Genomic DNA, 11,668 nt, shown 5'->3' with positions numbered 1-11,668 from the left:
CACCCCGCGCACAGCCCCCCCGCCCCCCGGCCGGCGGGGCCCCCCCGCGGCCGGCCGCCCCCCCACGGCCCCTTCCCCGGCACGGAAGGCTGGGAGACCGTGTTCGACTTCCTCCAGGGCTACGACCTGCTGGGCGCCTTCTGGACGACCATCCGGCTCGCCGTCTTCTCCGCCGTCGGCGCGCTGGTCTGGGGGACCGCGCTGGCCGCCATGCGCATCAGCCCGGTGCCGCTCATGCGCGGCTTCGGCACCGTCTACGTCAACGTCGTCCGGAACATCCCGCTCACGGTGATCATCGTCTTCACCTCGTTGGGCCTGTTCCAGACGCTCGGCGTGACGCTCGGCGCCAACGACTTCACGACGATCAACTTCCGGCTCGCCGTGCTCGGGCTGACCGCCTACACCGCGGCGTTCGTCTGCGAGGCGCTGCGGTCCGGCGTCAACACCGTGCCGCTCGGCCAGATCGAGGCGGCGCGCGCCATCGGCCTCACGTTCCCCCAGACGCTGCGGCTCGTCGTCCTCCCCCAGGCGTTCCGCTCGGTCGTGGGCCCGCTGGCGAACGTGCTGATCGCGCTGACGAAGAACACCACCGTGGCCGCCGCGATCGGGGTCGCCGAGGCCGCCGCGCTCATGCGGGTGATGATCGAGAACGAGGCGCAGCTGCTGCTCATCTCGGCCGTCTTCGCGTTCGGGTTCATCTGCCTCACGCTCCCGACCGGGCTTTTCCTCGGCTGGGTGGGCAGGAAGGTGTCGGTGAAGCGGTGAGCCCGCCGACCGTCCTGTACGACCCGCCGGGGCCGCGGGCGAAGCGGCGGAACCTGCTGTACACCGCGCTCTTCCTCGTCGCCCTCGGTGTGGTGGCGTGGTGGGTCGTCACGAGCCTGGCCGACAAGAACCAGCTCGAGTGGGCCAAGTGGCGGCCGTTCTTCACCGACTCCCGTGTCTGGGAGACCTTCCTCCTGCCGGGGCTCCAGAACACCGTCATCGCGGCGGCGCTCGCCATGGTCATCGCACTGCCGCTCGGCGCGCTGTTCGGCATCGCCCGGCTCTCCGAGCACCGCTGGGTGCGGGGCGCGGCGGGCACGGTCGTCGAGTTCTTCCGGGCCATCCCGGTGCTGATCCTGATGCTGTTCGCGAACGCGTGGTACGCCAAGTTCAGCCAGATCAGCTCCGACGACCGGCCGCTGTACGCGGTGGTCACCGGCCTCGTCCTCTACAACGGCTCGGTGCTCGCGGAGATCGTGCGCGCGGGGATCCTGGCCCTCCCGCGGGGCCAGACCGACGCGGCCAAGGCGATCGGCATGCGCAGGAACCAGGTCATGCGCTACGTCCTGCTGCCGCAGTCGGTCACCGCGATGCTGCCCGCGATCGTCAGCCAGATGGTCGTGATCGTGAAGGACACCGCGCTGGGCGGTGCGCTGCTCGGCTTCTCCGAGCTGCTGGCCTCCGTCCGGCCCATGAGCGCGAACTACGGGGCGAACACCATCGCCTGCTTCACGGTGGTCGCGGCGCTCTTCGTCCTGCTGAACCTCACGCTCACGACCTTCGCGAACTGGCTGGAGGCCCGGCTGCGGCGCGGCATGGTCAGACCGCCAGGAGCTGGGGCTCCGGTTGTCCCGCCGGAGCGTCCACGGGGTCCCACTGCCTGGTGGTCCGCACGTATCCGTAGATGACCGAGCCCATCAGCGCGAGCAGGAGCGGTCCGAACAGCCACGGGTGCGCGGCCATCTGGGTCGGCAGGAAGCGGTACGAGAGCAGCAGCGTGCCGAAGACCGTCGCGCCGTACCCGACCAACCGGAAGCCGGACCAGTCCCAGCCGCGGTCGAAGGCCCGCATCGACGTCTCGATCGTGAGGGCGAACACCACGCCGGCCACGAGGTCGACGCCGTAGTGGTAGCCGAACCCGAGCGTGGCCGACAGCGTGCCGACGAGCCAGAACGCCCCGGCGAAGCGGAACAGCCGCGAGCCCTTGCGGGAGTGGATGAAGAGCGTGGTCGCCCAGGCGGTGTGCAGGCTGGGCATGCAGTTGCGCGGGGTGATCGCGTCGAACTGGAACGGCTGCGGACTGGCGATCGACGACGCGGTGTCCGGCCAGATGTTCGCCGCCGCCCAGTGCCCGCCGTCGGGACCGAACGCGAAGACCGGCCCGACCACCGGCATGATCATGTAGAAGACCGGCCCGATCAGGCCGATGACCAGGAACGTGCGTATGAGGTGGTGGCCCGGGAAGCGGCGCTCGACCGCCACGTTGCGCAGCTGGTACAGCGCGACGATGGCGGCGGCCAGCGGCAGCTGCCCGTAGACGGCGCCGAGGAGGTGCTCGCCGACGGGGCCGCTGGCGTCGAGCAGCCGGCCCGCCACCCAGGACGGATTGCCGAGCGCGTGGTCGGCCGTCGCCACGTACTGGTCGAGCACCTGCGGCCGGGTCTTCGACGTGATGAGCAGCCACGTGTCGCCGGTCTTGTGTCCCGCCACGAGCAGCAGCCCGAGCCCGACGCCCTTCAGCATGAGGAGCCGCTCGTCGCCGGTTCTGCGGGTGACCGCGATGACCGCGCAGCCGATGAGGACCCACATCGCGCCGTTGCCGAAGTTCATGTCGGCGCCGACGATCCACCGGACCAGGAAGAACACGACGTCGATGCCGACCGCGGCCCCGGCCGCGATGAACCGCTGCCGCCAGGTGAGTACGACCATCATCAACGCGAGCCCGGCGTACAGCAGCGGCCCCGAGTTCGGCGCGAACACCACCTCGCGCGCCTGCTCGGTGATGGGCCCCGCGACGCCGTAGTGCCGCGCCGCGGCCTCCAGCGCCACCAGGAACCCCAGGACTGCCACACCGATCGTGGCCCACAGAATCGCCCTCGACCGACCCTGCACGGCGACCATATTGTGCGACTTTCTCGTGAGGACGGGAAAAAGCCGCCCCCTCCGCATGGAGAGAACGGCCTTCGACCTGCGTAAACGCTAGCCGGGACGACAGGAATCACCCCGTCGGCCCCTTGACCCCCAGCAGGTGACCGCTGAGCGCCGTGCTCCGGAACGCACAGTGTACGCGGCCCCGCTCTCCGCTCCCCCGCGCCCGCCGATCACAGCGCCCGGACGCGGGTCAGTGTCCGAAACCCGCGACCGCCTCCACGACGTGCCGCCAGGCCTCCGAGGACGGGTCGATCACGTCGTAGTGGCCGGAGTCCGGGACGGCGACGAGGTGTGCGGCGGGGTGGGCGGTCGCGTAGGTGCGGCTCTGGGCGACCGGGACGGTGGCGTCCTCGACGCCGTGGACGAGGGTCACCGGGGTGGCCGGTGCGTCCAGGCGCAGCGGGTCGAGGTCGGGGCGCGCGTCGGGGGCGGTGCCGAGGAAGGCCTTGACCGCTCCGCCGCCGAGACCGGCGGCGTCGGCCGCGACGAGGTCGGCCACGGGTGCGAGCGCGACCGTGCCGAGGAGGTGGTCCGGCGGGCTGACGGCCGCGGCCCAGAGCACCAGGTGGCCGCCCGCCGAGTGCCCCATGAGGACCGTCGGCACCGGCGTCGCCGAGTCGGGGCCGCCGGGCGCGAGTTGTTCCGGGATCTCGCGCAGCGCCAGCCGCACGTCGTCCGTCGTCGCCTCCGGGGCGCCCGGGACGCGCCGGTACTCCAGCGCCGCCACCGGCCAACCGGCGTCGCGCAGGGCGGCCGCCATGTGCCGCGTGTGGACGCGGTCGTAGGCCGGACGCCAGAAGCCGCCGTGCACGAGGAGGACGAGGGGCGTGCCGGCGGTGTCTTCGGCGGGCAGCCAGACGTCCGCGACGTGCTCGGCCTCGGGTCCGTACCGCAGCTCCGCGTCCGGCTCCGGCGTCGGCTTCGCGAGGATCGACTCGTCGTCGGCCATCAGCACCTCCCGGTACGCCGCGCGGCCGCGGGAGCGGGCTCGAACGCGGTGCGGTCTGCGGACATGCCCATGTCCTATCACGGCGACCGGGCGGTGGAGGGGAGTGCGGCGACGGCCGTCCACGCCGCCCGCACCGGCTCGTCGGCGAGGAGCGGCGGAAATTGTCTCCGCGCGTTGAACCGCGGGCGCCGGGGCGCCGTTGTGACTGTTGAGCAGGGCCGCGGCGCACGGCGCCGTGGAACAGGGGGCGGACCGCGGAGCCGTCGGGCTCCGGCACTGTCGACGGTGCCGGACTCCCGGCCGGACGGCGCGGTCCCCTCGGGGGCGGGACATCTCTTCACGCGGTGCGCGGTGGCTCAGCCGTGCCTTCGCCGTGCCTTCGTGCTGCCCGAAGAGGTGTCCATACGACGCAATGGGGGGCAAAACATGGATGCTGGCACCGATCCGACGGTCGCCGGCTCGGTGGTGTCGCTGCCGAGCGGCGGCGGGGCCGTCAGCGGTCTGGGGGAGAAGTTCACGGCCGACCCGTTCACCGGGACCGGCGCTTTCGCGCTTCCGCTCACGGTGCCCGCGGGGCGGCGCGGCGTGCAGCCGCAGCTGGCGCTGTCCTACGGGACCGGCCAGGGCAACGGCCCGTTCGGGCTCGGCTGGCGGCTCGACCTGCCGGGCGTGGCGCGGCGTACCTCGCGCGGGGTGCCGCGGTACGTCGACGCGGGCGACGATCGGCCGGACGTGTTCGTGCTGTCCGGGGCCGAGGACCTCGTCCCCGTCGTGGGCGCCGCGGCGGGCCGGACCCGCTACCGGCCGCGCACCGAAGGGCTGTTCGCGCGCATCGAGCACGTGCAGGGCGCGGCGGGCGACTTCTGGGAGGTCCGCGCCAAGGACGGCTCCGCCACCCGGTACGGCACGCCGCGCCCCGACCCGGCCCCCGACGGCTGGACGGACCCGGCCGCCGTCGCCGACCCGGGCGACCCGCACAGGGTGTTCGGCTGGCGGATCACCGAGACGCGCGACCCGCTGGGCAACCTCGTGCGCTACGAGTACCTGCGCGACCAGGGCCGTTCCGGACCGCACGCGTGGGACCAGCCGCTCGTCTCGCGCATCTCGTACGCCGACTACGGCGACCGCGCACGCCCCGACTTCCTGGTCTCCCTCGAGTTCCTCTACGAGCCGCGCCCCGACCCGTTCTCCGACTACCGCGCGGGGTTCGAGATCCGAACCACGTTGCGCTGCAAAGCCGTCCGCATCGCCACGCACGCGTCGGACGGCGTCACCCGCACGGCGCGCGAGTACCGTTTCGGGTACGGGCAGGCCCCGTTCAACGCGGTGTCGCTGCTCACCCGCGTCGACGACGTCGGCGTCGACGACCAGGGCCCCACGCGTGCCGAAGAGGCCATGCCGCCGCTGACGTTCGCGTACACGCCGTTCGACCCGGCCGGGCGCGCGTTCGCCCCGGTCACGACGACGAACATGCCGCCCGGCACGCTCGGCTCCCCCGGCACAGCGCTGGTCGACCTGCGCGGCGGCGGCCTGCCCGACGCCGTGGAGCTCGGCCCCGTGCCGCGGGTCTGGCGGAACGCGGGCGGCGGCCGGTTCGAGGCGCCGCGGCCGCTCGCCGACGCGCCGCCGTTCCCGCTGGGCGACGCCGGGGTGTCGTTCCTGGACGCCGACGGCGACGGCCGTCCGGACCTGCTCGTCTCCGCGCCGCGCGGCCCGGGCCGCACCGGCGGAGCCCCGCTCGCCGGCTACTTCCCCGTGTCGTTCGCCGGCGGCTGGAGCCGGCGCGGCTTCCGCCGCTACGCGCAGGCGCCCTCCGTCGACCTGGCCGATCCCGCGGTGCGGCTGATCGACCTCGACGGCGACGGCCTGACTGACGTCGTCCGCTCGGGCCCGCGCCCGCAGTGCTGGTTCAACGACCGCGACCCGCGCCTCGCCTGGCGGCGCACCGCGCGCGGCACCGGCCTCGACGTGGACCTCGCCGACCCGTCGGTGCGGATCGCCGACATGACCGGCGACGGCCTGTCCGACCTCGTCGTCCTGCGCCGGGGCTCCGTGGTCTACCACCCCAGCCTCGGCCACGGCCGGTGGGGCGCGGCGGTCGTCATGAGCACCCCGCCCCGGCTCCCCGACGGGCACGACCCGCGCCGGATCCTGCTCGGCGACGTGGACGGCGACGGCGTCGCCGACCTGGTGTACGTCGACCGCGACCGAGTGCTGGTGTGGGCCAACCGCGGCGGCGGCTCCTGGGCGCCCGAGCCGGTCGTGGTCCGGGGCACGCCCGCGGTCACGGACGCCGACGCGGTACGCCTCGCCGACCTGTACGGCACCGGCATGAGCGGCGTGCTGTTCACCCGCACCGCCGCGCGCTCCGGCCGGGGCGGCGACTGGTTCCTCGACCTCGCGGGCGCGGCCAAGCCGTACCTCCTGACGGCGATGGACAACCACCGCGGCGCCCGCACGACCGTACGCTACCGGCCGTCCACGCACGACTTCCTGCGCGACCAGGCGTCGGCGGCGACCCGTTGGCGCACGCCGCTGCCGTTCCCGGTGCACGTGGTCGCCGGGACCGAGGTCGCCGACGCGGTCTCGAACAGCCGGCTGACCACCGAGTTCCGCTACCACCACGGCTATTGGGACGGCGTCGAGCGCGAGTTCCGCGGCTTCGCGATGGTCGAGCAGCTCGACAGCGAGGCCTTCGACCTGGGCGGCCCGGGCGCCGTGCCCGCCGAGCACTTCTCGCCGCCGACGCTGACCAAGACCTGGTTCCACCCCGGGCCCGTCGCGGCCGCGGAAGCCGACGACTGGACCGAACTCGACCTGAGCGCCGAGTACTGGGACGGCGACCGCGTCTCGCTCCCCCGCCCGGCCGCGACGACCGCGCTCCTCACCGGGTTGCCGCCGACCGCCCGGCGCGCCGCGCTGCGCACCCTGCGCGGGCGGGTGCTGCGCACCGAGCTGTACGCGCTGGACGGCACCGCGCGCGAGGCCCGGCCCTACACCGTCACGGAGACCGTGTCCGGGGTCCGCGAGGTCGAGCCGCGAACCGAACGACCTGACGCGGAACGGGTGTTCTTTCCATTCACGGTCACGACCCGCACCACGCAGTGGGAGCGCGGCAGCGAGCCGATGACCCGCTTCGTCTTCACCGACGGCCACGACGCGTACGGCTTCGCGACCCGGCTGCTGGACGTCGCCGTGCCGCGCGGACGCGACCCGCTCGCGCCCGCCGACCCCGCCACGGGCCGCGCGCAGCCGTACCTCGCGACGTTCACGACAACGGAGTTCGCGCGGCGCGACGACGCCGACCACTACCTCGTCGACCGGGTCGCCCGCGTCGCCACGTCCGAGGTCGTGAACGACGGACGCCGCACGTTCGCCGACCTGCGGCACATCCTGCTCGACGGGCCGCCGCCGACCACCGGGGACGTCACGCTGCGCCCGGTCGCGCACGCCCGGACCTACTTCGACGGCGACGCGTTCACCGGCCTGCCGCTGGGCACGCTCGGCGCGTACGGGCTCACGTCCCGCACCGAGGAACTCGCCTTCACCGACGCCTTCCTGGACGACCTGTTCCCGCCCCCGCCGCCCACCGACATCCCCGGCGACGGGCCCGGCGGACCCGCCGGAGGCAAACCCGGCGGCGGACCGGTCGACAGCGATCCGCTCCCGCTCCCGGACCCCGCGTTCGAAGCCGCCGCCGCGCAGACCGGCGCTCCCGCCTTCTCCGGGACGCCGACGCCGCCGCCCGCGAAGCCGGGCCCGGTACGCCCGCCGTACCTCACCCCGGACGCCCCGGTCGTCTGGCAGCCCGAGTACCCGGAGGAGTTCCGCACCCGGCTGCCCGCCCTCGCCGGCTACAGGCACTACCGCGACGGCGAAGTCCCGGGATCCCCCGCCGGGTTCTACCGCACCACGGGCCGGTTCCAGTACGACACGCAGGCCCCGGGCCGCACGCCGCGCGGGCTGGTCGTCGCCGCCCTCGACCCGCTCGGCGCGCGGTCCGGCACCGACCACGACAAGCACGACCTGCTCGCGGTGCGGGTGACCGACGCGGCCGGGCTGCCGACCACGGCCACACACGACTACCGGGTCCTCAAGCCGGCGTCGGTCACCGACCCGAACGGCACGACGCACACCGTCACTTACTCTCCCGCAGCACTGGTCACCGCGCGCTTCGCGCGGGGCGCCGGGGGCGAAGGCGACGGCACCGCGCCGGGCGTCCGGCTCATCTACGACCTGGACTCCTTCGACGCGGACGGGACCCCGCTGTCGGTACGCACCGAGCGGCGCGTCCACTACGACACCGACACGGCGACCCCCGCCGCGCAGCGCGACGACGTGCTCGTGAGCGTCGAGTACTCCGACGGGTTCGGCCGGATCGTGCAGACGCGCGGCCTGGCCGAGGACACCGTGTTCGGCGACGCGGTCTTCGGCGGCCGGGTGATCCCGCCCGAGCCGGGCGTGCCGCCGGGACCCACCGTCGGGCGCACGCGCGGCCCCGGGGACCCGGACAACGTCGTGGTGACCGGGGCGCGCGTCTACGACAACAAGGGCCGCGTCGTCCAGCGCTACGAGCCGTTCTTCGCCACGGGGTTCGGCTACGCGGCGCCCGGCACCGACCAACTCGGCCAGCGCGCGCAGGTGTTCTACGACCCGCGCGGCCAGGTCGTCCGCACCGCGAACCCCGACGGCAGCGAGGAACGCATGGTCCAGGGTGTCCCCGTCGACCTCGGCGATCCGGACACGTTCACGCCGACCCCGTGGGAGGCGTACAGCTACGACGCCAACGACAACGCGGGGCGCACCCACCCCACGACGGCGACCGACTACCGCTCCCACTGGAACACGCCTGCAAGCACCGAACTCGACGCCCTGGGAAGGGCGGTCGCCACCGTCGTCCGCAACGGGCCGACTTCCGACCAGTGGTTCACCACCCGGACCGGTTACGACATCCTCGGCAACCCCGTCGCGATCACCGACCCGGTCGGACGGACCGCGTTCACCTACCGCTTCGACCTGGGCGGCCGCCGCTGGCGGGCGCTGGGCGGCGACGCGGGCGCCCGCGACACCGTGCCCGACGCGCTCGGCCGCACCGTCGAGGCCCGCGACGGGCGCGGCGCGCTCACGCTCGCCGCGTTCGACGTCCTGGCCCGGCCGTCCCGCGTGTGGGCGCGCGACGACATCGCGGCACCGGTCACCCTGCGCGAACGCGTCGACTACGGCGACGCCGGCGCACCCGACCAGCCCGCCGCCGACCGCGCCGCGGCCCGCGCCGCACACGTGCTCGGCCGGGTCGTCCGCCGCTACGACGGCGCGGGCCTGACCGCCGTCGACGCCGTCGACTTCAAGGGCAACGTGCTCGGCACCACGAGGCGGATGATCGCCGACGCGCCGGTCCTCGCGACGTACGAGCGGGCCAGGACCGCGGGTTGGCAGGTCGTCCCGTTCGTCCCCGAGTGGACGCCCGCGCCCGGCCAGTCGCAGGCCGCGCGCGACGCCGAACTCCTGGAGGCGACCGGCTACATCAGCACCACGGCCTACGACGCGCTCGACAGGGTCACCCGGCACGTCCTGCCCGCCGACGTCGACGGCAGACGCCGGGTCGTCGCGCCGACGTACAACCGCGCGGGCGCCCTCGAACAGGTCCGCCTCGACGACACGGTCTACGTGCAGCGCATCGCCTACGACGCCAAGGGGCAGCGGGCGCTGATCGCCTACGGCAACGGCGTCCTGACCCGGTACGCGTACGACCCGCGTACCTTCCGCACGGCGCGGATGCGCACCGAGCACTACACCCTCGCCGGAGACGCCGCCTACAGACCGACCGGAGCTCCGCTGCAGGACGTCGGCTACGAGTTCGACCTGGCCGGCAACGTCCTCGCGCTGCACGACCGGACACCCGGCTCGGGCATCCCGAACAACGCCGCCGCGGCGGCCGCTTCCGACCCCGTGCTGCGGGCCCTGCTCGGCAGCGGCGACGCGCTCGACCGCCGCTTCGCCTACGACCCGACCTACCGGCTGGTGACCGCGACCGGGCGCGAGGCGGCCGCCGCACCGGCCGGCGACCCGTGGGCGGACACTCCGCGCGGCGCGGACCCGACGCTGACGCAGCCCTACACCGAGCGCTACGACTACGACGCCGCCGGGACGCTGGTGCGCCTGTCCCACTCCGGATCGGCCACGTTCACCCGGCAGTTCACCGTCTCCGCCGCGAGCAGCCGGCAGACACGCGCGACGATCGGCACGCTCGCCTACGACTTCGCGTACGACGACAACGGCAACCTGACCGGAGAGGCCGCCTCGCGGCGGCTGGCCTGGACGCACGACGATCGGCTCAAGGCGTTCGCCACGCAGACCGCGGGAGCCGAACCGTCGCTCCACGCCCAGTACTTCTACGACCACGACGGCCGGCGCACCAAGAAGCTGGTGCGCAAGCAGGGCGGCACCTACGAGGTGGTCCACTACGTCGACGGGCTGTTCGAGCACCACCGCTGGACCGGGATCGCGGCGGGCGCCAACAACCATGTGCACGTGATGGACGAGCACCGCCGCATCGCGCTGGTGCGGACCGGCCCGGCACACCCCGACGAGCGCGGCCCGGCCGTCGCGTACCACCTGCCCGACCACCTCGGCAGCGCGAACGTCGTGGTGGACGGCGGCGGTTCGGCAACCAACCGCGAGGAGTTCACGCCGTACGGCGAGACGTCGTTCGGCGGCTTCACCCGCAAGCGCTACCGCTTCACGGGCCGTGAACGCGACGAGGAGAGCGGCCTGGCACTGCACGGGGTCCGCTACTACCGGCCGTGGACGGGGACATGGACGGCGCCCGACCCTCAGGGCCACCCGACGGGCGTCAACCTGTACCGCTACTGCGCGGACAACCCGCTCAAGCAGGTCGACACGTCCGGCGGCGACTTCCACGTCGTCTTCGACTTCGACCACAACCGCATCACCATAAGCGCGCAGTACGCCGCGAACACACTCGCGGAAATACCGCAGCTCACCGCGGGCCTGGCTCTGTGGAACAACCTGCAGGGCACCCAGTACCGCGGCATGGATGTGCAGTTCCAGCTGCGGGCGATCCGCGCGGTCTACCCGATCGAGAACGCCAGGCGCATCACGTTCGGCCAATACATGACCCAGCTGAACCGCCGCGATCCGATGGTCAACCTCTACGCGAACTACGCCGACGAGGACGCCCGCGCAGCGTGGGTCTCGACCTATGCGCCCAAGGAGGTCGAGGCCGACGGGACCACCGGGAAGTTCACCGGCGGGCAGACCCGCATCGGCAAGGTCATCGCGATGAACCGCGAGCGGCATGACGGCGACCAGGGCGACTCCCCGGTCGCCGTCGCCCACGAGGCCGGCCACACCCTCGGCCTGCACGACCGCGACGAGCTCCCGGCTCCCGACCCCGCCTTCGTGCCCGGCGGGATCATGGACAAGGACTTCATCACGAGCGTGCGCGGCAGCACCTCGATGCGCGGATACACCGGCGTGAAGCCCACCCAGCGAGAGGTCACCGCGATCCTCAACGCCGCGGTCGCCAGCCAGGGCACGGGCACCCCGCACATCCGGTTCAGCTATGTCCTCGACGGCGTCACCAGCCGCGAGTTCGACACCTACGACCACATGATGGCGGCCTACAACGCCGTCACCACGCAGCGCCTCCTCAAGGGGCTGGACGCCGTCGCGCCGCCGACGCGCGAGCTGCCCAGCACGCGCCAGACGCCGACGCCGACGCCGACGCCGCGTCCGTAATCGCGGCCGACGAACCGTAATCCGAGATCAGGGGGGATCTTC

General features: G+C 73.5%; 5 protein-coding genes. 3 read left to right on the top strand and 2 right to left on the bottom strand.

Features of this window, described 5'->3' with window-relative positions:
- Positions 1-99 precede the first annotated feature (99 nt).
- Together QI554_RS12985 and QI554_RS12980 are read left to right on the top strand one after the other, a co-directional pair.
- Entirely contained in the window at positions 100-765 is a 666-nt protein-coding gene (locus QI554_RS12985) for an amino acid ABC transporter permease (RefSeq protein ID WP_281469464.1), read from the top strand.
- Positions 762-1,673, top strand: coding sequence for an amino acid ABC transporter permease (locus QI554_RS12980; RefSeq protein ID WP_281469462.1), 912 nt, complete (start codon positions 762-764; stop codon positions 1,671-1,673). Before QI554_RS12985 ends, QI554_RS12980 begins: the two co-directional genes overlap by 4 nt.
- On the opposite strand, the gene QI554_RS12975 is transcribed toward QI554_RS12980, so the two are convergent.
- Complete coding sequence (locus QI554_RS12975) at positions 1,585-2,856, bottom strand: phosphatase PAP2 family protein (protein WP_281469466.1); 1,272 nt, start codon at positions 2,854-2,856, stop codon at positions 1,585-1,587. The genes QI554_RS12980 and QI554_RS12975 overlap by 89 nt on opposite strands.
- Positions 2,857-3,106: 250 nt before the next feature.
- Positions 3,107-3,865 (bottom strand): alpha/beta hydrolase, encoded by a 759-nt coding sequence (locus tag QI554_RS12970; protein ID WP_281469460.1) that lies wholly within the window; start codon positions 3,863-3,865, stop codon positions 3,107-3,109.
- A gap of 426 nt (positions 3,866-4,291) precedes the next feature.
- Between QI554_RS12970 and QI554_RS12965 the strand changes: the two genes are divergently transcribed.
- Complete coding sequence (locus tag QI554_RS12965; protein ID WP_281469458.1) at positions 4,292-11,626, top strand: SpvB/TcaC N-terminal domain-containing protein; 7,335 nt, start codon at positions 4,292-4,294, stop codon at positions 11,624-11,626.
- Positions 11,627-11,668 lie beyond the last annotated feature (42 nt).

The organism is Yinghuangia seranimata, assembly GCF_029953285.1.
GTDB classification, from domain to species: domain Bacteria; phylum Actinomycetota; class Actinomycetes; order Streptomycetales; family Streptomycetaceae; genus Yinghuangia; species Yinghuangia seranimata.
This window is presented reverse-complemented; position numbering and strand designations above follow the sequence as displayed.